The organism is Pseudomonas antarctica (assembly GCF_900624995.1).
In the GTDB taxonomy this organism is placed as follows: domain Bacteria; phylum Pseudomonadota; class Gammaproteobacteria; order Pseudomonadales; family Pseudomonadaceae; genus Aquipseudomonas; species Aquipseudomonas antarctica.
On sequence record NZ_UYXQ01000004.1, the window covers coordinates 1 to 23,551 of the forward strand.

Annotated in this window: 13 protein-coding genes; 10 read left to right on the forward strand and 3 right to left on the reverse strand. The window is 60.4% G+C overall.

Annotation, left to right across the window (positions count from 1 at the left end):
- Positions 1 to 234 precede the first annotated feature (234 nt).
- From E0F99_RS04010 to E0F99_RS04025, 4 genes are all read left to right on the forward strand, one after another.
- Entirely contained in the window at positions 235 to 1,611 is a 1,377-nt protein-coding gene (locus E0F99_RS04010) for an L-serine ammonia-lyase (protein ID WP_083357014.1), read from the forward strand.
- Between the two features lie 39 nt (positions 1,612 to 1,650).
- The gene (gcvT, locus tag E0F99_RS04015) at positions 1,651 to 2,775 is read left to right on the forward strand and encodes a glycine cleavage system aminomethyltransferase GcvT (RefSeq protein WP_083357013.1); all 1,125 of its coding nucleotides are present in this window, start codon (positions 1,651 to 1,653) and stop codon (positions 2,773 to 2,775) included.
- Between the two features lie 393 nt (positions 2,776 to 3,168).
- Complete coding sequence (locus tag E0F99_RS04020) at positions 3,169 to 3,381, forward strand: cold-shock protein (protein WP_083357012.1); 213 nt, start codon at positions 3,169 to 3,171, stop codon at positions 3,379 to 3,381.
- A 94-nt stretch (positions 3,382 to 3,475) separates the two neighbouring features.
- On the forward strand, positions 3,476 to 3,964 hold the full coding sequence (locus E0F99_RS04025; protein WP_083357011.1) for an RDD family protein: 489 nt from the start codon (positions 3,476 to 3,478) through the stop codon (positions 3,962 to 3,964).
- Positions 3,965 to 4,692: 728 nt separating this feature from the next.
- On the opposite strand, the gene nadA is transcribed toward E0F99_RS04025, so the two are convergent.
- Both nadA and E0F99_RS29960 read right to left on the reverse strand, forming a co-directional pair.
- On the reverse strand, positions 4,693 to 5,751 hold the full coding sequence (gene nadA / locus E0F99_RS04030) for a quinolinate synthase NadA (RefSeq protein ID WP_083357010.1): 1,059 nt from the start codon (positions 5,749 to 5,751) through the stop codon (positions 4,693 to 4,695).
- Between the two features lie 235 nt (positions 5,752 to 5,986).
- A complete protein-coding gene (locus E0F99_RS29960; protein WP_156795333.1) occupies positions 5,987 to 6,139 on the reverse strand; it encodes a hypothetical protein in 153 nt (50 codons plus the stop codon).
- Between the two features lie 451 nt (positions 6,140 to 6,590).
- Between E0F99_RS29960 and E0F99_RS04040 the strand changes: the two genes are divergently transcribed.
- The 6 genes from E0F99_RS04040 to pstB all read left to right on the forward strand — a co-directional run bounded on the left by E0F99_RS04040 (position 6,591) and on the right by pstB (position 17,214).
- The gene (locus E0F99_RS04040; RefSeq protein WP_083357009.1) at positions 6,591 to 8,267 is read left to right on the forward strand and encodes a ShlB/FhaC/HecB family hemolysin secretion/activation protein; all 1,677 of its coding nucleotides are present in this window, start codon (positions 6,591 to 6,593) and stop codon (positions 8,265 to 8,267) included.
- A 105-nt stretch (positions 8,268 to 8,372) separates the two neighbouring features.
- The gene (locus tag E0F99_RS04045) at positions 8,373 to 13,328 is read left to right on the forward strand and encodes a hemagglutinin repeat-containing protein (protein WP_083357008.1); all 4,956 of its coding nucleotides are present in this window, start codon (positions 8,373 to 8,375) and stop codon (positions 13,326 to 13,328) included.
- A 171-nt stretch (positions 13,329 to 13,499) separates the two neighbouring features.
- A complete protein-coding gene (gene pstS, locus E0F99_RS04050; RefSeq protein WP_083357007.1) occupies positions 13,500 to 14,516 on the forward strand; it encodes a phosphate ABC transporter substrate-binding protein PstS in 1,017 nt (338 codons plus the stop codon).
- A gap of 54 nt (positions 14,517 to 14,570) precedes the next feature.
- Positions 14,571 to 15,566: a phosphate ABC transporter permease subunit PstC gene (pstC, locus tag E0F99_RS04055; protein WP_083357006.1), complete on the forward strand. Its 996-nt coding sequence runs from the start codon at positions 14,571 to 14,573 to the stop codon at positions 15,564 to 15,566.
- Positions 15,563 to 16,435, forward strand: coding sequence for a phosphate ABC transporter permease PstA (pstA, locus tag E0F99_RS04060; RefSeq protein ID WP_083357005.1), 873 nt, complete (start codon positions 15,563 to 15,565; stop codon positions 16,433 to 16,435). The genes pstC and pstA overlap by 4 nt, the downstream gene beginning before the upstream one ends.
- Positions 16,435 to 17,214: a phosphate ABC transporter ATP-binding protein PstB gene (gene pstB / locus E0F99_RS04065; RefSeq protein ID WP_083357004.1), complete on the forward strand. Its 780-nt coding sequence runs from the start codon at positions 16,435 to 16,437 to the stop codon at positions 17,212 to 17,214. Before pstA ends, pstB begins: the two co-directional genes overlap by 1 nt.
- 55 nt (positions 17,215 to 17,269) lie before the next feature.
- Here the strand turns inward: pstB and E0F99_RS04070 are convergent, their stop codons facing one another.
- Positions 17,270 to 23,335 (reverse strand): S8 family serine peptidase, encoded by a 6,066-nt coding sequence (locus tag E0F99_RS04070; RefSeq protein WP_232000125.1) that lies wholly within the window; start codon positions 23,333 to 23,335, stop codon positions 17,270 to 17,272.
- Between the last annotated feature and the right edge of the window lie 216 nt (positions 23,336 to 23,551).

Below are 23,551 nucleotides of genomic sequence, written 5' to 3' on the forward strand. Positions count from 1 at the left end.
GGCGCTTTGGTGAAGGGGTGGGGCGAAGTCTCCCACGGTCTGTACTGGCTAGAGTCAGATGCTGGCTTTTAGTCCCACCACCCCAACAAGTCTAACCATACAAGCGGGCTTGCTCGCGAAAGCGGTGTACCAGTTGATACATCTGGTGACTGAACCAACGCATTCGCGAGCAAGCCCGCTCCCACATTTGAACCGAGCCAGTCTTCAAAAATAATAAGAAACCGGAGAACAACCATGTCCCTTAGCGTGTTCGACCTGTTCAAGATTGGCATCGGCCCCTCCAGCTCTCACACCGTCGGCCCGATGCGCGCCGCCGCCCGATTCGTCGAGGGCCTCAAGCGCGACAACCTGCTCAGCGCCACCACCGGCATCAAGGTGGAACTCTATGGTTCGCTGGGCGCCACCGGCAAAGGCCACGGCAGCGACAAGGCCGTGTTGCTGGGCCTGGAAGGCGAACACCCGGACACCGTGAACACTGAAACCGTGGCTGCACGCCTGGCGCAAATGCGCGGCGACGGTCGCTTGAACCTGCTCGGCGAACACAGCATTGCGTTCAACGAGAAAGAACACCTGGCGATGATTCGCAAACCCCTCGCCTACCATCCCAACGGCATGATTTTTCGTGCCTTCGACGCCGCCGGTATCCAGGTTCGCAGCCGCGAGTACTACTCGGTTGGCGGCGGGTTTGTGGTGGATGAAGACGCCGCTGGCGCCGACCGAATTGTCGAAGACACCACGCCGCTGACCTTTGCTTTCAAGCACGCCAAAGATTTGCTTGGTCATTGCGCCACCTACGGGCTGTCGATCAGCCAGGTGATGCTGACCAATGAAAGCGCCTGGCGCCCGGAAGCGGAAACCCGCGCCGGTCTATTGAAAATCTGGCAAGTGATGCAGGATTGCGTCGACGCAGGCTGTCGCAACGAAGGGATTTTGCCCGGCGGCTTGAAGGTCAAGCGCCGTGCGGCTGCGCTGCATCGCCAGCTGTGCAAGAACCCGGAATCGGCGCTGCGTGACCCGCTGTCGGTGCTTGATTGGGTCAACCTGTATGCGCTGGCGGTCAACGAAGAAAACGCCAACGGCGGGCGCGTGGTTACAGCGCCCACCAACGGTGCGGCCGGGATTGTGCCGGCCGTGTTGCATTACTACATGCGTTTTATCCCCGGTGCGAACGAAGACGGCGTGGTACGTTTTCTACTCACCGCCGCCGCCATCGGCATTTTGTACAAGGAAAACGCCTCGATCTCCGGTGCCGAAGTCGGCTGCCAGGGCGAGGTCGGCGTGGCCTGTTCGATGGCCGCAGGTGCACTGTGTGAAGTGTTGGGTGGCAGCGTGTCCCAGGTGGAAAACGCCGCCGAGATCGGCATGGAACACAACCTCGGCCTGACCTGCGACCCGATTGGCGGCTTGGTACAAGTGCCGTGCATCGAGCGCAATGCGATGGGCTCGGTCAAGGCGATCAATGCAGTGCGCATGGCCTTGCGCGGCGATGGGCAGCACTTTGTCTCCCTCGACAAGGTCATCCGCACCATGCGCCAGACCGGCGCCGACATGAAAAGCAAATACAAGGAAACCGCCCGTGGCGGTTTGGCGGTCAACATTATCGAGTGCTGACGCCTACGCGCGCGTCCGCACGTTTTTCAGGAGCTGAATATGTCCACCGAAACCCTGTTGAAAACCCCTCTGCATGCGCTGCACCTTGAATTGGGCGCACGCATGGTGCCCTTCGCCGGCTACGACATGCCGGTGCAATACCCGCTCGGGGTGATGAAGGAACACCTGCACACCCGTGATCAAGCCGGGTTGTTCGACGTGTCGCACATGGGCCAGATCCGCCTGACCGGCGCGAATGCCGCCAAAGCCCTGGAAACACTGGTGCCTGTCGACATCATCGACCTACCGGTGGGCATGCAGCGCTACGCGATGTTCACCAATGACCAAGGCGGCATTCTTGACGACCTGATGGTGGCCAACCTGGGCAACGACGAACTGTTCCTGGTGGTCAACGCCGCCTGCAAGGACCAGGACCTGGCGCACCTGCGCAAACACATTGGCGAGCAGTGCAGCATCGAACCGCTGTTCGAAGAACGCGCCCTGCTGGCCCTGCAAGGCCCGGCGGCGGTGAAGGTACTGGCGCGCCTGGCACCGGAAGTGACCAAGATGACCTTTATGCAGTTCGCCACCCTGCGCCTGCTGGGCGTGGACTGCTACGTCAGCCGCTCCGGCTACACCGGCGAAGACGGTTTTGAAATCTCGGTGCCGGCCGCCAACGCCGAGAGCCTGGCGCGTAGCCTGCTGGCCGAGACCGAAGTACAAGCGATCGGCCTGGGCGCGCGTGACTCGCTGCGCCTGGAAGCCGGCCTGTGCCTGTACGGCCATGACATGAACACCGACACCACACCGATTGAAGCCGGCCTGCTGTGGGCGATCTCCAAGGCCCGGCGTGCCGACGGCGCACGTGCCGGTGGCTTCCCAGGCGCCGACCGGATCTTCACCCAGCAACAAGCCGGTGTAAGCCGCAAGCGTGTCGGCCTGTTGCCACAGGAGCGCACCCCGGTGCGTGAAGGTGCAGAAATCGTCGACGAACACGGCACCGTGATCGGCAGCGTGTGCAGCGGTGGTTTTGGCCCGACCTTGGGCGGCCCGCTGGCCATGGGTTACTTGGACAGCGCATTCATCGCCTTGGATACCGAAGTGTCTGCGTTGGTACGTGGGAAAAAGGTGCCATTACGTGTAAGTAAAATGCCATTCGTACCACAACGTTACTACCGTGGTTGATTCGCTGTTTCTATAAGTAACGCGGTTGCGTTAACGCGCACTAAACTGTAACGCAACCGCCATAAAACAGTGCATCGACGATAGACAATGCAATAGGACCTAACCGTTAACAAGTGATCAACTCTATCGAATAAACAGCATCCACATTGTTGATCAAACAGTCATGAAGCCAAGCAAAACCTAGGCTTTTGGCGGGGCTTGTTTTTTCTCTATTAGTTGGCGTAGAGTTTGCCCACTGTGTTTGCATGGGTCGCTTGGAACCTGGACCTGGGCAGTAGCTGAGGTAGTTGCGCTACAACCCGTTCGACGTCTCTTACTTTCCTGCAACCCAGCCCAGTACTCTTTCATGTGAAAGGGGCTGTCATTAATTTTTAGCGTCAAGGAAATAAGAAAATGTCTGAACGTCAGAGCGGTACCGTCAAGTGGTTTAACGACGAGAAAGGGTTTGGTTTTATCACACCAGAAAGCGGTCCGGATCTGTTCGTGCATTTCCGCGCTATTCAGGGCAACGGCTTCAAGAGCCTGAAAGAAGGCCAAAAAGTGACTTTCATCGCCGTGCAAGGCCAAAAAGGCATGCAGGCTGACGAAGTACAAGCAGAAGGCTGATCCTTGCTGCGACAAAAAGCCCCTGAGGGTGACATCAGGGGCTTTTTTATGTGCGTTTGCTCGTAAAATGGCTTTTTCCTCTAGAGAGACTGCCATGTCCAAACCCCTGCTGAGCCCCCAAGGCGAATTCCCCGCCGTTGGCCTGGGCCGTCGTCTGGCAGCGATGTTTTATGACTTTCTGTTGTGCACCGCCTTGCTGATCGTCACCGCGTTTGTCTACAAGCTGGTGTGGATGGCGTTTATCGGCGAAGCCAAGATGCGCACGCTCACCGAATCCGGCGCGCTGGACGGTGACCCGTTGCTGTCGACGATTTTGTTTTTTGTGTTGTTTGGTTTTTTCGCGAAGTTCTGGACCCATTCCGGGCAGACGCTGGGCATGCAGGTGTGGGGCGTGCGCGTACAGAACGCCGACGGCTCGCGCATCAGCCTGTGGCAGGCATTGTTGCGCTTTGTGGTAGCGATTGCGTCGTGGTTGTGCGTGGGGTTGGGGTTTATCTGGTCGTTGTTTGATCAACAGAAACGCAGCTGGCATGACATTTATTCGGATACGCAGCTGGTGCGGGTCCCGAAGCAGAAGAAGTAATTCAAGGCAACCCAAATCAAATGTGGGGGCTTGCCTGCGATGGCATCAACTCGGTGTACTTGATGGACCAAGGTGTCTGCATCGCAGCGGTGCGGCGATCCGACAAGCCAGCTCCCACAGAAAAGCAGAGCACTGCGGGGCTGGCAGCCGAACTCGGTCAAAACTGTGGGAGCGGGCTTGCTCGCGAATGCGGTGGGTCAGTTACATATGAGCTGACTGACCCACCGCATTCGCGAGCAAGCCCGCTCCCACATTGGGATCTCATTACATCAGCTAGATAGGCTTCTGCTCTGCTTCTGCCCTGCTTTTGCTTCTGCTCTGCTTTTGCTTCTGCCCTGCTTTTGCTTCTACCACTCAGGTCGGCTACTAGGCCGCCGTGCTCTTGCTTTTGATCTTGATCTGAGGCGCCCCGTTAAACCACGATGGCCGAACCCAGGCTTGAATCCGTGGGTAACCCGGCAGGACGCCGGGTTAGCCGCGATAGGCCAAGGATGGCCCATGGCGGCGGCCCACGGATTCAAGCCGGAGTGAGCAACACCGAAGCGTGAGCGAGGTGCCGAGTGGTGGGGCAAAGACCTTTTGCTTACTTTTGGGTCTTTCCAAAAGTGAGCCGCTGTAAGAGCGGAACCCTACGAAGCCGTTACCGCAGCAACGGATATGTACTCATATCTACCTAAACCATCGCGGGCAAGCCAGCTCCCACAGTTTGACCGTTTTTACAGCTTGGGTCAGGCATTGCCCGCCAGTTTCAGGCGCGCAGCCTGAGTGAAATCCAGCATGCGCTTGAGCGGCCGCACCGCCTGTGGAATCACCGAAGGCTCAACGAAGATCTCGTTGCTGCCCTCACGCAGGCACTGCAGCGTACGCTCCAGCGTATTCATCGCCATCCACGGGCAGTGCGCGCAACTGCGGCACGCCGCACCGTTGCCGGCAGTCGGTGCCTCAACGAAGACTTTGTCCGGGCACAGCTGCTGCATCTTGTAGAAGATGCCGCGGTCGGTCGCCACGATGAACGTCTTGTTCGGCAAACGCTGGGCCGCCGCGATCAGTTGGCTGGTGGAACCCACCGCGTCCGCCAACTCAATCACCGCCGTCGGCGACTCCGGGTGTACCAGGATCGCTGCATCCGGGTACAGCGCCTTCATGTCCTCCAGTTGCTTGGACTTGAACTCCTCGTGGACGATGCACGCACCGTCCCACAGCAGCATGTCGGCGCCGGTCTGGCGTTGAATGTAAGTGCCCAGGTGCTTGTCCGGGCCCCAGATAATCGTCTCGCCGTTATCCATCAGGCTTTCGACGATTTCCAGCGCGCAGCTTGATGTGACGACCCAATCCGCCCGGGCTTTAACTGCCGCCGAGGTGTTGGCATACACCACCACCGTGCGCTCGGGATGCTGATCGCAGAACGCCGAAAACTCATCCACCGGGCAGCCAAGATCCAGGGAGCAGGTGGCTTCCAGGGTGGGCATGAGGATGCGTTTTTCGGGGGTGAGGATTTTGGCGGTCTCGCCCATGAATCGCACACCGGCGACCAGTACGGTCTTGGCCGGGTGGGCTGCGCCAAAGCGCGCCATTTCCAGGGAGTCGGAGACACAGCCGCCGGTTTCTTCAGCCAGGGCCTGAATCACCGGGTCGCAGTAGAAGTGGGCGACCAACACCGCGTCTTGAGCCTTGAGCTCGGCGGCGATGGCGGCACGCAGGCGCGCCTCTTCTTCGGCGCTCAGAGCCTTGGGCTGCTTGGCGTCGAGATGGGCTTGAACCAGAAGGCGTTCGGAAATTTGCGTCATGTTCGCAAGACCTGCAGGCGCAGTTGCGCGAAAGTCGAGTGTACCACCGGCTCTGGAGCCCTTCGGGCGCCGCCGGACGAAGTGATTGTGTTCATCAAGCACGGTGAAGCTGCGCAAGGCTACAGAATATCGAATGGATTCAAAAGCCTAATATGGCGTTCACGGGTGCGTCTGTGGGGATGGGCCTTGAGCCCAACGAGCTGGCCACACGGCCCTGCGTGAGGCCGAAGAGTCATTACGCACGCTCAACGAATCCCTCGGGCAACGGGTCATGGAACACACCCTGCAAGTGCTCTACCCGTGGCTGCCGGTGGTGCTCACCACCGGTTACAACGACGAATACGCAGGTATCGCTTAACAACAAGCCCAGCGTTTTGTGCTGCTGCAAAAATCCTGCTCCACCGAGGCGTTGGCCGTGCGACTGCACAAAGTCGTCAACAGCCGCTTGAACCTGAAGACAAAAGGCTCAGCGGTCAGGCCTCGATCTTTCGCCAAGATCGGTGCCAGCCTTGAGTAAACAGACCGATTAAACAAATCCGCTGCAACAATCAAAACCCTCCATCGCTGTGTCCCCGCCTGCTAAAACCCTTTAAACCAAGGTTCTTAAGATGCCTACCGGTTAGGCGCGCACCATGTTTGTGCGATTTCTTACTGAATAACGCGGCATTCATCACGTTTTATGTAATAAATCCTACAGCCCATGTAACAAACCGTTTAAAGATGACTCAAGTGCGGCAAGCCCTGAACTCACGGTTTGGCAGTGAGCTCGTGGGTCGTGTGAATTTCTACGTTAAGGATGTCGAGTGCCAAATCAGCCCTCAACCCAACATCGGTGGTGTTTGCGAAAACTGGGCGTCGCCCTGCTCTGCCTGTGCGCGTTGCCGGCGGCCGCCGAGGGGCCGCAGCCAGGCCAGGAAGCCCTGCGCCTGCAGCAGCAACAGCAGCGCGACCTGCAGCAATTACAACTGGAGCAGCGCCAGCGGCAGATGCAACGAGGCAGTTTCGGTACGCAACCGGCCACCCCGACCCTGCCTGCAGGCATCGCCAAGGATGAACGCTGCTGGCCGCTGAGCGGCACGCGCCTGGCCGGTGTAACGCTGTTCAACAAGGCTGAGTTAAACAAACGCATCGAACCCTACATTGCGCCCTGCATGGGCGTTACCCAGATCAACCGCTTGCTGGCCGAGATCACCCGGCTGTATGTCGAGGCTGGCTATATCGCCAGCCGCCCGTACCTGATCAGTACGCCCGCTGCCGGGCAACCGCTGGATATTCATGTCGAAGAAGGCTACCTGGAAGCCATCGAACTGGCCGACCAGAGCCTGCCGGTGTCGTTGGGCGGGGCGTTTCCCGGGATGCTCGGCCAGCCGCTGAACCTGCGCGATCTGGAACAAGGCCTGGACCAGCTCAATCGCCTGCGCTCGGTTGACCTCACGGCCGACATTGCACCCGGCAGCGAACCTGGCGCCTCGCGCATCATCCTGCGCTCACGCAGTACCGCCTCGCGCTGGGCGCTGGGGCTGGGGGTGGATAACCTCGGCAGCGCCGGCACCGGGCGTGATCGCAATGCGATCAGCTTGAGCCTGGACAGCCCGCTGCAACTCAATGACTCGCTTAACCTGAGCTTCAGCGACACGCTCAACCACGGGCCGCGCTACAGCCGCAGCAACAGCCTGTTTTATTCCATCCCTTACGGGTACTGGACCTACAGCCTGTTCGCCAGCCATGCCGAATACCGCTCGCCGTTCAAGCTCAGCCGCGCCACGTTTTATAACAGCGGCCGCACCGATCAAGTCAGCCTGCGCACCGACCGGGTGCTGTGGCGCGACCAAGGCCATCAACTCAGCGCCAACCTGCAACTGGCCTACAAGGACGTCGACAGCTACCTGCAAAAGGTTCGCTTAGGCATCCAGAGCCCGACGCTGACGGTGGCCGAGGCCGGCGTGAACCTGTTCTGGCTCAACACTGCGGTGTGGAATTTCGACGTCAATTATGCCCAAGGCCTGACGTGGTTCGGCGCCGACCGAGATGCTGACCAAACGCAGAAAAACCTGCCTCAGGCGCAATTTCACAAGTACCGCGCCAACCTCACCCAATGGCGCAACGGCCAATGGCGGGGGCAGCCGTGGCAGTGGCAGAGCCAGCTGTCGGCGCAATACAGCCCGGACGCGCTGCCTGCTATCGAACAACTGCTGGGCACCGACGACTCGGCGGTGCGCGGCTATCGCGAAAACAGCGCGTCCGGCGCCATCGGTGCGGTATGGCGCAACACCTTGCGCCTGCCGCTCAACAGCGACCTGCCGGTAAAAATCACGCCGCGGGTGGGCCTGGACAACGGCTGGGTCAAGCGCGAACACGGCGCCCAGAGCCAGCGCCTGAGCGGTGCCAGTGCCGGGCTCAACCTGAGCTGGAAAAATGTGCAGCTCGACCTCGATTACCAACGCAACCTCAACACTCCCACCGGGTTTGGCCAGGAGCCGGAGGTCTGGCTGACGCGCTTGAGCCTACAGATATGAGCAAACACCTGTTTAGCCTGAGTTAACCGCAATACCTGACCACCTCAGCAGCGTTGCAACGAACAACGCACGTCGCGGATCAGCCAACACAGAGCGAATTTATTTATGCCGACTAAGATCCATACGTTTCACCTTTCACCCCAGGGCAAACTGCGCTGGGCCATCGCCAGCCTGTTCCTGCTGCCGCAGCTGGTGCTGGCCGGTGGTTTGACCGTCGTCGAAGGGCCTGGCGGCACCCCGCAGTTGCAAAACCAGGGCGGCGTGCCGATCGTCAACATCGTCGCGCCGAATGCCGGCGGCCTGTCGCATAACCAGTTCCTGGACTACAACGTCGACCGCCAGGGCGTGGTGTTGAACAACGCCTTGCAGGCCGGCCAATCGCAACTCGCCGGGCAACTGGCGGCCAACCCGCAGTTCCAGGGCCAGGCGGCGAGTGTGATCCTCAACGAAGTGGTGAGCCGCAACGCCTCGGCCATCAACGGCGCCCAAGAGATTTTCGGTCGGGCTGCCGACTATGTGCTGGCTAACCCTAACGGTATTTCCGTCAACGGCGGCAGTTTTATCAACACCCCGAATGCCAACTTGGTGGTGGGCCGCCCGGAGCTCAACGACGGCAAACTGCAAGGTTTGAACACGCGCGATGCCAGCGGCCAACTGACGGTGCTGGGCCAGGGCCTGCAAAACGGCGCGGGTTCGATCAACCTGATCGCACCGCGCATCGACAGCGATGGTCGCCTCAGTGCGCGTGACCAATTGAACCTCACGGTCGGCCGCAACCAGGTCGACTACGCCAGCGGCCAGGTGCGCCAGGTTGACCCGGCGAGCAAAACCCACGACCAGCGTATCGACGCCCGCCTGTTCGGCGCGATGCAGGCCGGCCGTATCAACATCATCAGCACCGCCGAAGGGGCCGGTGTACGCGTGGGTGCGGTGCAAGTAGAAGGCCGCGATGGGGTGAAGGTCAGCTCCGCTGGCGACCTCGATATCAGCGGCCAGGTCCACGCCAACAGCCTCGACGCTACCCGCGCCGGTGTGCAGAGCCGCCAGGGCGATGTCGACTTGCACAGCGCCAAAGACTTGAGCCTCGCCGCCACCGACGTCGGCGGGCGCAACGTCAAGCTCGACACCGGCCGCAACCTCACCCTCAGCAGCTTGGAAAGCCGCAAGCTCCAGGAAAAGCGTGAACAGTGGAACAACAGCAACTTCCTGTTCACCTACGAAACCTATGACCGCACCACCACCGACAAGGACTCGCGCCAGCACGGCAACAACGTCGTCGCGCAACACAATGCCGCGTTATCGTCCGGCGCCAAGACCGAGATCAAGGCCAGCCAGGTCGAAGCGGGCGAAACCTTGCGCGTCAACAGCGGCGCCGACCTGCAACTGAGTGCCGCCACCGAAACCCATGAAACCCGCGACCAAGGCAACCATCGCAAACACCTGTGGAAAGCCAACTGGGACAAGTCCAGCAGCGAACAGCGCAGCGTCACCAGCAGCCTCAAGGCCGGCAAGACCCTGGCGCTGACCAGCCAGCAAAAACTGCAGGTGCAGGGCGCCGAGCTGAAATCGGCAGGCGATATTCAATTGGCCGCTCGGCAAGTCGATATCACCAGCGCCAGCCGTACCCAGAGCAGCCGTGACAACGCTTACTCCGGTGACCTGACGGGTGGCAGTTTCTTCGGCAAGAACGGCGACGGCGATAAGGGCAAGACCCTGAACACCGGCAGCAAGGTCAACGCCGACGGCAAGCTGATCGTCAAGGCGCACGACGTGCGCATCAGCGGCAGCCAGGCGCGTGGTGGCCAACAGGCCAGCGTCATCAGCGACAAAGGTTCGCTGGTGATCGACGGCGTACAAGACACCTCCCACGACAATAGCTACAGCAACGACAGCAAGTTCTTTGGTATCTCCAAGGATGAAAGCCGCAAGAACCTCAAGGACAGCACCGTCGTCGCCAGCAACCTGCGCTCGGACAGCAACCTCAAACTGCAAAGCGCCAAGGACATCAGCGTCAGCGGCTCCAAGGTCTCTGCGGCAGGCGAACTGCACGCAGATGCCAAGGGTGACATCAAGGTCGCGTCGGCTGAAAACACTTCCCACACCACCACCAGCACTCACACGCGGGGTTTCGATGGCTACGCCAAGGAAACCGCCGACGGCAGCCGTCAGTACCGCGCGGGCGTCAACTATGCAGACCAGCAGCACACCAGCAAGACCGACACCACCCAGCAGCAAGCGTCCAGCCTCAGCGGCGGCAGCCTGGCCGTCACGGCCGCTGGCGACGTGAGCATCAAGGGTTCCGAGCTCAAGGCGACCCAAGGCGATGCGACCGTGAGCGGTAAAAACGTCGAGCTGTTGGCGACCGATGACAGCACCCGCAACCAAACCGACAAGAGCACCACCGCTGGCGGCGTGTACTACACCGGCGGCCTGGACCGCGCCGGTAATGGTGCGCAGTTCAGCCATCAGAGCAGCAATGACACCCGCCACAAAACCACGGCGCAAACCAGCAGCGTGGCGTCGGCCGGCACGCTGACCATCAACGCCGGCAACACCCTCACCAGCCAAGGCGCGCAGGTGAAGGCCGGTTCTGAGTTGCAGGTCAACGCGGCCCAGGTCGATAACCAGGCAGCCCATAACACCGAGACCAGCACCCACAAAGAGAACGGCTGGACCGCCGATATCGGTGCCAATGTCGAATACAAAGGCCTCACCCGCCCGATCGAAAAAGCCGTCGAAGGCGTGGCGCAGGCCAAATTCCATCAGCCCGGCCTGCTGGACGCGTTCGAGCAACCGAATGTCGGGCTCGATGTGGAAATCGGCCATACCAACAAGACCCGCACACAGCAGGACAGTACCGCCGTGGTCAGCCAGTTCAGGGGTGGCACGGTGCAGGTCAATGTCGCCAACACCGTAAAAGATGAGGGCACTCAATACCGCGCCAGTGAGGGCGGACTGAAGATCAATGCCGGCGAGCACCTCGCCACCGCCGCCGCCAACACCCACAGCAGCAGCGAGCAAGGCGTTGACGCCAAGGCAGGCGTGCGCGTCTACACCACCACCGGTGAAGACTTGAACGTACGCGGCAGCGGCGCAGGCGGCAGCAGCGATGTGCGCGAGGCCAGCAGCACGGCGGTGGTCGGCAGCTACACCGGCGCCCAGGGAGTGAACATCCAGACCCAAGGCGACGCGCATTATGAAGGCAGCCAGTTCAACGGCGGCCAGGCGGGCGTCAACCTCAAAGCCGGTGGCGAATTGGCCCTGAACCAGGCCAACGATACCCAGAGCAACACTAACAATAGCCTGCGCGGCAGCGGTTCATTGACCGTGGGCACGGCGCCGGGCAGCAACGGTACGAACGTCAACCTCGGTGCCGGTGTGCAACTGGACGACAAGCGCCTGAACACCGAGGACAGCCAGGCACGTGTCGCGACGCTTCAAGGCAACGGCTCGATCCAGCTCAGCAGCGGTGGCGACATGACCCTGCAAGGCACTCAGGTCGGCAGCAGCACCGCGAAGACCGGTGACATCAGCCTCAACGCGGGCGGCAAGCTCAACCTGCAAGCGGCCACCGCTACGCACGTGAGCAACGGCAGCAACCTGGGCGGCGGCCTGACGGTCGGTGCCGGCAAGACCAGCAGCGCCGAAAGCAGCGGCACCACCGCCAGCCTGAGCGCCAACTTGAACATCGGCAAAGTCGCCGAAAACGACCAAGGCGTTAGCGTCGGGCAGTTGCACAGCAACGGCAAGGTGAGCCTCATCAGCGGCGCCAACGCGGCGGATGCCATCCACCTGCAAGGCACTCAGGTGGTGGCGGACAGCGTCAATCTGGAGGCGCAAAACGGCGGCATCCTGCAAGAGTCGGCGCAATCGACCCAGGCGCATAACAGTTGGGGCGTGACCCTGGGCGCAGGCGGCAGCGGCGGCAAAACCACCCTGGCCGACGCCGGTGAACACGACACCCCCAAGACCCAGCACGGCATCAATGCGCGGGCCAAGGTCGAGGTGGATCACCTGCAGGGCACCACCCAGCACGACAGCCTGATCAAGGCACACAACGTGGCCATCAACAGTGCCGGTGATACCCATCTGGCCGGCGCGCGGATTGACGCGGAGCAGGTCAGTGGCAAGGTCGGCGGCGACCTCGTCGTCGAGAGCCGCAAAGATCGCGTCAGCAGCACCCAAGTCAACGTCGACGCCAAGCTTGATGTCGAGAAAAACCAGCCCGGCGTGGTCAACAAACTGGCCAAGGCCAGCGGCCCGCTCAAGGACAAGGTGCAAGCCAAGGCCGAGAGTGCGTTCGACAAGCATCGCGACAAGCTCGAGAACGCCGTCGACAAGGGCACCGAGCACCTGGCCTCCGCCAAGGACAGCGTGGTCAACAGCGTTGGCAACGCCAAGGAACGCCTGGGCGAAAAACTCACCCGCAGCGGTAGCTACGACGTGAACCCCGAGCCCCGTGGCGCCTTCGGTAAAAGCGTGGACAAAGCCAAGGCGTACCTGGCGGACAAGAAGGATGCCGTGGGCACTCGCCTGTCCGACCTCAAGGAAAAGGTCTGGCCAAAAACCACTGACAGCTACGCCGTCAGCGGCAAGAACACCACCGGCAGCTCGGTGGCCAATACCGCTGAAGGCGTGCTGTTCGGCGACAAGAGCGGCAACACGTCCTACACCCCAACGTTGAACCTGGACGTCAGCCATGGTGTGAAAGACAGCGTCACTCAAGCGTCGGGCATTCGCGGTACGCAGGGCGTCAACCTGCAGGTGAGTGGCGAAACCCAACTGACTGGCGCGCGGATCGGCGCGGACCAGGGCAAGGTCGACCTCGGTGGTTCCAAGGTGACGGCAACGACGTTGGCCGGCAGCGACTACCGAGCGGATGTGGGGCTGAACCTGTCGAAATCACCGGTCAATCTGGTGTTGGGTGCCAAGGATGAATTAACCCAGAAACAGGACGACGCCACGCGTAAGGATCAAGCCTTCAACCTCGGGCCGTTAAGGGTCGGCGGGCACAGTGATAGCCAGGTGTTGCAGGCCGGGATTGATCAGCGCGTTAACTAAGTGACAGTGCGGCGGTGGGCGCGGGTAAGCCGTCTTCCACCGCCGCATACATTTCTAAATGTTTCTTCATAAACCCAAACCGTCATTAAACAGACATATCTCAGGAATTAAATCGTCACGTCCCGGACAGGTGGACCTACCCACTTACCCTTCCCCTGAGGTGTTGTCGTGATGTTGCCGACTAAAAAAAGACTGTCTGTTTTGCTCGCTACCCTGTGCTTGAGCGGCGTGGCCCACGCCACTGACGTGAACGGCGCGGGCTCAAGCTTCGTCTACCCGGTGCTGTCCAAGTGGTCGCAGGACTACAGCAAGAATTCCAGCAATCGCATCAACTACCAGTCGATCGGTTCCGGCGGCGGTATCGCCCAGATCAAGGCGGCCACCGTTGACTTCGGCGCCTCCGACGCCCCGCTGTCGGCCGATGACCTCAAAGCCAGCGGCCTGGGCCAATTTCCCAGCGTGATTGGCGGCATCGTGCCGGTGATGAACGTTGAAGGTATTGCGCCAGGCCAACTGAAACTCGATGGCGACGTGCTGGCGAAGATTTTCCTCGGTGACATCAAGGCTTGGAACGACCCGGCCATCGCCGCCCTCAACCCTGGCTTGAACCTGCCGGTGGCGAACATCACCGTGGTGCACCGCTCCGACGGTTCGGGCACTTCGTACAACTTCACCAACTACCTGGCCAAAGTCAGTGACAGCTGGAAAACCAAGATCGGTTTCGGCACCACCGTGCCGTGGCCGGTTGGCGTTGGTGGCAAAGGCAACGAAGGCGTTTCGGCCTACGTGAAGCAGATCAAGAACTCCATCGGTTTTGTGGAATACGCCTACGCCCTGCAGAACAAGATGACCTACACCCAGTTGAAGAACGCGTCGGGGAAATTCGTCAAACCTGACGCCAAGGCGTTCCAGGCGGCTGCGGATACCGCCGACTGGGCCAACGCCAAGGACTTCAACCTGATCATGACCAACGCGCCAGGCGAAGGCGCATGGCCGATCACGGCGACCACCTGGATCATCATGTACAAGCAGCCCAAGAATGCCGAGCAAAGCCAGGCGGCGTTCAGCTTCTTCAAATGGTCACTGGAAAAAGGCCAGCAACAGGCCGCGGCATTGGACTACGTAGCACTGCCGAACTCCTTGGTGTCGCGTATCGAAGCTTACTGGAAGTCTGACTTCGCCAACTGATTCGCCCTACAACCGCCTTCCTCTGCGCTGAGGGAGGCGGTGAGCACATTTGATATGAATGACACCGTCCATCCGCTGGTTATGACGACTCACGCAGGCGAGACACCGGGCGACCGGCGTGCCACCCGCGATCAACGCCACGATCTGTGGTTCAAACGCTCGATGTTCGGCGCAGCCATGTTGGTATTAGTGCTGCTGGGGGCCATTGCGGCCTCGACGCTTTGGGGCGGTGGCCTGGCGTTCAAGACCTTTGGTTTGAGCTTTATCACCAGCACCGAATGGGATGCGGTGAACAACCACTTTGGCGCCGTGGTGCCGATTTACGGCACCTTGGTCACCTCATTCCTGGCCTTGCTGATTGCGGTGCCGGTGAGTTTTGGCATTGCGATTTTTCTCACCGAGGTCGCGCCGCCATGGCTGAAGATGCCGGTCGCGTCGGCGATTGAATTGCTCGCCGGTATTCCTTCGATCATCTATGGCATGTGGGGCTTGTTCGTGTTCGGGCCGTTTATGGCTGAGCACCTGTCGCCCTTGATCAACGACTACCTCGGCGCCCTGCCCTTTATTGGCTCGCTGTTCCAGGGCCCGCCGCTGGGGATCGGCATGTTGACTGCCGGGATTGTGCTGGCGGTGATGATCATGCCGTTTATCACCTCGGTGATGCATGAGGTGTTTCGCAGTGTGCCTACGCAGTTGAAAGAATCGGCCTACGCACTTGGCAGCACAACGTGGGAAGTGGTGTGGGACATCGTCTTGCCCTATACGCGCTCGGCCGTTGTCGGCGGGATCTTTCTAGGTTTGGGCCGTGCCCTTGGCGAGACCATGGCCGTGACCTTCGTATTGGGTAACGCCCAGCAATTTTCCGCCTCGCTGCTGATGCCCAGCAGTTCGATTGCGTCCGTGATCGCCAACGAGTTCAGCGAGGCCTACACCGACCTTCACCGCTCCGCGCTGATCGCGCTGGGCTTCTTGCTGTTTATCGTGACCTTTGTGGTGCTGGCACTGGCGCGCCTGATGCTGATGCGCCTGTCGCGCAAGGAAGGGTTATGAACGCCAACGAACGCCTGTACCGAAAACGTGCGCTGAAAAACGCGGTGGCGATGTTCCTCAGTTGCGGCGCAACAGCCTTCGGCCTTTTGTGGCTGGCGTGGATTCTGCTGACCACCATCATCAATGGGTTCCAGGCCCTCAACCTGCGCCTGTTTACCCAGATGACGCCGCCGCCAGGCACCGAAGGCGGCCTGGCCAACGCGTTCTATGGCAGCGCATTGATGTCTGCCATCGCACTGTTGATCGGCACGCCCATTGGGTTGATGGCCGGTATCTGGCTGGCAGAGTTTGCACGCCACTCACGCCTGGGCACCACGGTGCGGTTTATCAACGACATCCTGCTGTCGGCACCTTCGATTGTGCTGGGTTTGTTTATCTACACCGGCGTGATCTTGCCACTCAACCTGCTGACCAATCACCAGGTTGGTTTTTCCGCCATCGCCGGCGCCTTGGCCCTGGCCCTGCTGGTGATTCCAGTGGTGGTGCGCACCACCGATGAAATGCTCCAACTGCAACCCTCCACCATGCGCGAGGCCGCGCTGGCACTGGGTGTGCCGCAATGGAAACTGACCTTGCAGATCGTGTTGAGGGCGGCCAAGGCTGGCGTGGTCACCGGCATCCTGCTGGCCCTGGCCCGAATCACCGGGGAAACCGCGCCATTGCTGTTCACCGCCTTTGGCAATCAGTTCTGGAGCAGCAACCTACTCAAGCCGATTGCCAGTGTGCCGGTGGTTATCTTCCAGTACGCCATGAGCCCGTTCGACGACTGGCACTCACTGGCCTGGGCCGGCGCCTTGGTGCTCACACTGTTCGTGCTGGTGCTCAGCCTGGCATCTCGCCTGATCCTTTTACGCAATAGGTCTCACTGATGGACGCCACCGACATTGCTCACGAAAAAACCAAAATCCAGGTGCGTGGATTGGAGTTCTTTTACAACAACCAACGCTCGTTGAAATCCATCGACATCGATATCCCGGAAAAGCGCATCACCGCCATCATCGGCCCCTCAGGCTGCGGCAAGTCCACCTTGCTGCGCGTGTTCAACCGCATCTACGCGATGTACCCGAAGCAGGAAGCGCGTGGCGAAGTGCTGCTCAATGGCGAAAACATCCTCGCCCCCGGCTACTCGATGAATCGCCTGCGCAGCCACGTCGGCATGGTGTTCCAGAAGCCTGTGCCGTTTCCGATGTCGATCTTCGACAACATCGCCTACGCGGTGCGCCATCATGAAAAATTGTCCCGGCGCGAAATGAATGACCGCGTCGAGCAAGCCTTACGCGGCGGCGCCCTGTGGGATGAAGTGAAAGACAAACTCAACCAGAGTGCACAGAGCCTCTCTGGTGGTCAGCAACAGCGACTGTGCATCGCGCGCACCATCGCGCTACGTCCACAGGTGTTGCTGCTGGACGAACCGACCTCAGCGCTCGACCCTATTTCCACTGGGCGCATCGAGCAGTTGATTACCGAGTTGAAGGCGCAGTACACGGTGATTATCGTGACCCACAACATGCAGCAAGCCGCGCGGGTGTCGGACAACACCGCGTTCATGTTTATGGGGGAATTGATTGAGTATGGGAATACGGACGAGATTTTCACCCAGCCGAAGATGAAGCAGACCGAGGACTATATTACCGGGCGGTTTGGCTAGGCCACAGGCCCGCGATGAGTATCGCGGGCCCTTTTGCGGGTTAACGTGCGGGGGATTATCGCCAGTTGGCCGCAAGCACCGGCTGCAACGCCTGTTGCTCGGCGGCACCGAAGGTCATGGTCGCAGGTGCCGCAGGGGCAAATGCGGCCATGGCCTGGACCAGATGGTCCACATCACTGTCCATCAACCGCTGACGATCACCGGCCATGATGTCCCGTGGACGCTCAGGTGTGTCGGCGTACCAGTTACGCAGCGTGACCTCCTGTTGGCTGCCGACCACCGATATCTGCAGGTCCTGCCCTGTGTGCTGGAACCACAGATGATCGGGTTTGATGTCCTGGCCGAACACCAATTCCCCTCGTGTGCCACTGAACTCGATGTCGTTGACGCCGTGCCCGACCTCAACCGTCGGCATGCTGCCGCTGACCACGACCTTGTTATTGCCATCGCCCAGTTTTACATGCGTGAAAGAGCCGGAATCGGTAAGGGTGTTGTTACCGTGGCCAACCGTCAGTTGGTCGATGTCACCGGTCACAACGTTATTGCCGTTGCCCAGGCTGATATTGCCTCGACGCCCCGCCACATTGATCGTGTTGTCACCGTTGCCGGCGACCACTTTGACATTGAACGCCTCAATATTGATGGTCTTGCTCTCGTCCCCCAGGATCACATCGTCTGAAAAAAAGCCTTTGATATTGATGACGTTGGGATCACTTGCCGCAGGCACCGGTTCGACTGTCGAAGGCGTGCGCCCAAGAATTCGGTCACGGATGGAATCGAAGGAGGTGTCCACCACGCTCGGTTGGCGCGGCGTAAGATCCAGGTCGCGATGCGAGATATCGACCATCGGAATGTCTGGAATGACAATCGGCCGCGGCTGACGCACATCAATCGGCGTGCGCCCGACCACGCCAATGTCCGGCAGCTTTGTCGGTTCCAGCGAACCCACGCCACGTTCGGCCAGCAGTTGCTCGAGCGTTTTATGCTCAGGCACTGTCACGCCACGATTGGCATCGCGCTCGGCAAGAATCTGCTCAATGGTTTTATGTTCCGGCACGCTCGGGTTCAGATCGATACCGCGCTCGGCCAGCAGCTCTTCGAGCGTCTTGGTCGGCGGCAACGTGAGATCCGGAATCGTCACCGACGGCTTGAGCACCGGGTCCGGCACGACGATAGGCGGGTGCAAATCAGTCGGCGGCAGCGTGACAGGTACCACCGGCCCCACCGGCGTGACCACCGTTGGCGCGTGATCGGCAAACAGGAAATCCGTCGCCGTCACCTGCGCCACATCAAGCGCATCCAGATACAGCAGCTTGGTGTTGGAATCGTTGTGCGTGACGTACACCCCGTGAATCTGGGTCAGGTTGTTTAACGTGGCGCGGTTCTTGTGCTCGATGGTCAGCTGGCTGAAGTCGGTGACGCCGGTCTGGCGCAAGTCGATCTTATCAATGCCATGGCGGAAGCCGCGCAACGCATTCTTGTAATCGGTAACGCCGGTTTGCGCCGCCACCACAAACACATCCGCGGTCGCGCTGTCGTGGCTATAGACCGTGCCACTCAACGAGGCCACGTTTTTGCCTTGGGCGTCGCCCGTGTACATCACACCTTGGCCGCCACCCTTGAGCACCACAGTGCCCAAGCCCTCTTGCGGCTTGACCGCTGAGGCGTCGCTGTTGACGTAGGCGGTGGGCGCCACAAAGCGGTCCTGGAACATGAAGTTTGCCGCCGTGATACCGGCGACAACCTGGTTCTTCAGGACAATGCTCTGGCCGTTGCCCAGGTCGACGTTGACGTCCGCGCCCTGCTGGGTCAGCAGCAGGTCGGCAAATTGCTTGCCAGCAAAACCTACCAAGTCGACGACTTCGCCACGGGCGGCCTCGAAGTTGTTGAGCGTGTCACTGCCCGCCTCACGGCGATGAACCACAAAAAAATCCTGGCCCGCGCCGCCGGTCAGAGTGTTATTGCCGCGCCCGCCATCCAGCAAGGCATCGGCATTGCCCGCGACCAAGGTGTCATTCCCGTCGCCGGTAACAATGTTGTGAAGGCTCGCCGGGTTGTTCACCGTCAACGCTGCACCGCCGATACTGGCGACACCGGTTAACAGATTGACCGAGGTATCCCCTGAAACAGCCGCCGCGTTGAGCGTGTTACGCCCGCCGGCCAGGCCGTTGACCGCGTCGTCCAACACAGCGCGATGGGCATTGCCGAGCACGGATTTGACGTATTCGTCGGTGTAGAAATAGGTGTCGTCGGCACTCGCCTTGCTGCCGTACAAACGCAGCGACCAGCTGTTGAGCGTCACTGGCAAACCGGACGCAGCGTCCGTCACCTGCAACGTCCAGTTACCCGCCGAGTGTTCACCGAAGTCATGGGTGGACATGAAGGTGTATTTGAACGCACCGGCCTGCGTGCTGCCGACGTCCGCTGCGCTGGCACCCGGCATGCCGTCCGGAACTTTGCCCTGACGGTTGAGCAATACGCTTTGCGTGCCATCGGGAGAGATCAGCTTGAGGGTCAAATCGCCCAGGCGGCCGACCTGCGCATCGAAGTCGATTTCCACATGTTCAACGTTCAACCCGGCATTCATCGCGATGGATGAGGTCAGTGTCGCGCCCGCTGCCAAAGGTTGGCCGAGTGCGCCGCTGGACGCGCTGTAGACATACTCATTAGCGCCCGTGCTCTGGGTCATCCAGGCCTCGGACAAGCGCACGGCAGCCCGCGCATCGACTTCACCAAAGCCGTAGTCGTTGCTGGTATGCATGCCGCCGCCGTTCCAGCCCTGTGCGCCGTTATCAGCCCATTGGGTTGCGGGGTCGTTGACCTTGCGGGCCGACAACGCGAGGATCTGCTGCACGTCGCGATACCCAAGGTTCGGGTTGGCTTCGAGCATCAGTGCGACGATGCCGGAGACGATCGGCGCGGCAAAGCTGGTGCCTTGCATGCTGGTGTAATCGTTACCGAACGTGGAACCGCGTTCGGTTTCCAGCATGTGGCTGGTGGACACCACATTGCTGCCCGGTGCCGAGACCAACAGGCTGGCGCCCGGGTTGGAGAACGGCGACGACCCAATCTGCAGGGTCGACAAATCGCCTTGGGCATTGATTGCGCCGACCTCCACCGAGAAGCGATTGTTGTTGGTCAGCGAACCTTGGGCATTGCCGCCGGTGGCCCGGCTGTTACCGCCCGCCGCCACAATAATGGTGCCCAGGCCGCCGCGACCGTTACTGGCGGCGTACTGCGCATTCATGCTCAGGGCAGCGGCAGTATCCAGCGAACCGTTCTGGAGGCTGCTGAGGGCGAAGTCCGTGGTGAACCCCCAGCTGTTGTTGGCAATGTCGAAACTGACCATGTGCCCCAGGCCCGCCAGGTCATCGCCTTTGCCCGCCAGGTAGTAGCCACCCAGCGTTGCGTCGTAAGCGACGCCGACACCGCCGATGCCGTTCTTCGCACCGACCATCACGCCGGCCACCATCGTGGCGTGGTTGGACACCAGGCCTGGCAAGGTGCCGTTGGCTTTTTGCGTCTGCAGCCAGGCCGGGTCGATATTCGGCGCCAGGTCCGGGTGCGCGACATCAAAGATTTCCGGCGCGGTGGCGAACTGGCCACCGGGCTCGAATTGACCGATGCGCACGCCTTTACCGGTGTAGTCCTTCCACACCGGCAGCACATGGGTGTCGCTCAGGTACCACTCCTGCGCCGCCAAAGGATCAAGCGGCACTTCGGGGGTGAGCAAGGTCACACCGGCCCGCATCGGCGCGGTCTGGCCACTGCCCAAGTCAACGACCGCCGCCGACAGGTTACCTGCCGCATCGGCCACGCCGTACTTGAAGCTGATCAGGCCGTCGTAATGCTGATCCGGGGTAAACAGCACATCGCCTTGAGCGGTAAGGCTGACCGTACCGCCGACAGCATCACCGACGTTGGCAATGTGCAGCGCGCCCTGGCTGTTGAGACGTTGATCATTGGCCAGCAAAGCCTGGGCACTGATCAGGTGGGCTTGGGTGCGATCAAAGGCGTTGCCGGCCTTGTCCACCGTCAGCACATCCGCTACCGGCATTGCGTTCGGGGTCAGCAGGTCAACGGCGGAGATGTCCGAGAAGTTGAGCTTCTGGATATTACTCAGCGTCACCGTGCCGTCGCGTCCGGCCACCTTGTCGGCCACTTCATAGCCGGTGGTGGTGCGAGTAATGCGGTAATCGCCATGGTTACCGTGCAGGGTCACCAGGTTGATCCCGCCGTCGCCGTCGATGGTCGCGTTACCGTGACCGACCTCAATGACGTCATTGCCGGCGCCGCCGTAGATTTTATCGGCGCCGCCACCGGCATGGATGATGCTGCCGGATTCGGAGGCGTAAATGGTGTCGCCTTGCGGCCCGGCATAGATCACCGCTTTGCCGCTGCCGCCGATGATGGTGTTGTGGCCGGTGCCGCCGACCAGGACGTCGTTGCCGCCGCCGCCCACCAGCGTCGAGTAGCCTGAACCGCCCTTGATAAAGGCGCTGCCCATGCCGCCGCTGATGATCGTGTCGTTGCCGCCACCGCCTTCGGCGATGGTCAGGCCAGCCTGGGCCATGTTCAGCACCACGCCCTTGTCTCCGACGATGATCGCGGTGTCATGGCCGCCATTGCCGTGAATATTGGCCGGATTGTCCGAGGCGCTGATGACAAACACGTCATCGCCCACGCCGCCGTTGTAGGTGTTGCTGCCCGCACCGCCCACCAGCCAACCGCCGCCCGGGGCCGCGATCAAGGTGTCGTCGCCGCTGCCGCCGTACAGGTTGTTGACGCCCACTGTGGCCGCATCCAGGGTTTCGCCCGTGGTGCTATGGCTGGCATAGGCGCTGGTGGTGACGCTGTTGGGGCCGCTGGTGGTGGAGGTCACGCGGGTGCCTGCGCCCTGGCTGGTCAGCGTGTTGCTGACCGGGTCGCCGAGGAAGTCTACTGCCAGCGCTTCCTGGCTTTTGCCATTGATGGTGAATGAGCCGGTCGCCAACACGCGGTTGCCGTCGCGCATTTCGGCTTGGATGGAAGCCGCCGCGCGCACGTTGATCTGGGTAATACCCAGCTCGGCGAGGGTCTTCAATTCACCGGCATCGACTTTGGCGTCATGGGTGCCGTCGACCCAGACGCGCAACGTGCTCCAGATCGGATCGTTCTGGTCGATCACACCGTCTTTATTCGCATCCTCACTGGCCAGCGCCGCGAAACCGTCCTTGAACCTGGTCTCGCCCGCGGCACCGTTAACGCCGACTTTGCCGCCGTAATACTCGGAGAACATTTGGCTGACGTCTTTGACCTGGCCACTGCCATCGTCAATCACCAGCATCCCGGTGGTGCGATCCGCCCAACCGCTGCGCTTGACCGTGCCGCTGTGGTCGGTGTCAAACAACACGCCGTCGCGGATGTCGGTCATGTACACGCCATTACCGGTCAGGTCCAGCAACAACGGGTCGACGTAGGTGTTGAATGTCGACATCGCCGACAGGCCGTTCAGGGTCACGGCACTGCGCAGGCTGAAGTCCGGTTTGGTCGCGTCCGGGGCAGGATAGAACTGCGACAGGTAGGTATTGGGACGCGCGTTGGGGTCCAGTTGCATTTCACCGGGGCGAATGCCGCCCGAGGCCAGGCTGGCCATTTGAGTGGAGGTGAAATCGGTTTTGTTCAGAATGCCGCCAACGGCGAAGATATTATGCGTTGCCGAGTTTTGAATGTAGCCGTTGGCAACGTCTTGCTGGGCTTTGCTTTCGCCCTGGATGTGTTGTAGGGGTGTCGGACTAGGTGTTATATCAATCTTTATTAAGTCTTGAGCCGCGCCGTCCTGGGTAAGATTCGGACGTGCATTCGAGCTTTCGACGATAGCATCGTATTGCGCATTCAGACTTTGAAAGGCTTCGTTAGCGGGGGCAAAAATGTGTTCGGCGGTGAACGCAACGGAATGATCGAACGCATTAAATGCAGGCTCCAACAACCCCTGCTCTTCAATCCAGGCACTCAGCTCTTTCACCGGACCAAACTCAGACGGGAGATAAGCGATCGTCATCAATGCATGAGAGGCAGCCGCCATGACCGAGCCAAACTCAACCGACCCGGTTTTCTCCATAAAGTAATCTCCCACCTGCATGGAAGATTCACCTATTCGTGCATCAATTGCCGGCCCCCAAGTCGTTTGAATATAGCCACCGATCTTGACCCCCACGGAAAAAGAAAGCGCAATGCGTGCCAACGCAACATTATTGGTTTTCAACGCAATAAGAGAGGCAATATCCGCGTAATTGTCTAAACCCGCGGTGCCTTTTGAAAACTTATAAATAGCAGACGCCAGCACTAACGGAGCCGT

Coding starts and splice junctions, on each gene's coding strand:
- pstS (WP_083357007.1), top strand. CDS start 13,500: ATGTTGCCGACTAAAAAAAGACTGTCTGTTTTGCTCGCTACCCTGTGC.
- gcvT (WP_083357013.1), top strand. CDS start 1,651: ATGTCCACCGAAACCCTGTTGAAAACCCCTCTGCATGCGCTGCACCTT.
- E0F99_RS04010 (WP_083357014.1), top strand. CDS start 235: ATGTCCCTTAGCGTGTTCGACCTGTTCAAGATTGGCATCGGCCCCTCC.
- pstB (WP_083357004.1), top strand. CDS start 16,435: ATGGACGCCACCGACATTGCTCACGAAAAAACCAAAATCCAGGTGCGT.
- nadA (WP_083357010.1), bottom strand. CDS start 5,751: ATGACGCAAATTTCCGAACGCCTTCTGGTTCAAGCCCATCTCGACGCC.
- E0F99_RS04020 (WP_083357012.1), top strand. CDS start 3,169: ATGTCTGAACGTCAGAGCGGTACCGTCAAGTGGTTTAACGACGAGAAA.
- E0F99_RS04070 (WP_232000125.1), bottom strand. CDS start 23,335: ATGCAGGTGGGAGATTACTTTATGGAGAAAACCGGGTCGGTTGAGTTT.
- E0F99_RS04045 (WP_083357008.1), top strand. CDS start 8,373: ATGCCGACTAAGATCCATACGTTTCACCTTTCACCCCAGGGCAAACTG.
- pstA (WP_083357005.1), top strand. CDS start 15,563: ATGAACGCCAACGAACGCCTGTACCGAAAACGTGCGCTGAAAAACGCG.
- E0F99_RS04025 (WP_083357011.1), top strand. CDS start 3,476: ATGTCCAAACCCCTGCTGAGCCCCCAAGGCGAATTCCCCGCCGTTGGC.
- pstC (WP_083357006.1), top strand. CDS start 14,571: ATGAATGACACCGTCCATCCGCTGGTTATGACGACTCACGCAGGCGAG.